Consider the following 271-nt stretch of genomic DNA (forward strand, 5'->3'; position numbering starts at 1 on the left):
GACACTGAAGAGAAAAGTTCAGGACAGCAGGAGGCTTGTTGCCGAGCAGCTGTTGGGGGTTTCTGAGGTCATGGCGGACTTCTCTCGGGAAATAAAACGGGAGAGGGAGCAGCATTTTATTCAGGAAGAACAAATGATAGAGGCGCTTCAGCATTTCGGAATCGAGATTCAGCATGTCGAGATATACAGCTTGGAGCAGGGCAATATTGATATCGAAATGACAATCCCGTTCAGCGGAGGACACGGCGAGAGTGAGAAAATTATCGCCCCG

At 49.4% G+C, this 271-nt stretch carries 1 pseudogene; it reads left to right on the forward strand.

The features are described 5' to 3' along the window. Nucleotides 1-271: pseudogene (locus SB660_RS20705) on the forward strand (stage II sporulation protein E); the annotation flags it as partial.

Origin of the sequence: Bacillus sp. SIMBA_005, from assembly GCF_046535585.1 — a bacterium.
Classification (GTDB): domain Bacteria; phylum Bacillota; class Bacilli; order Bacillales; family Bacillaceae; genus Bacillus; species Bacillus pumilus.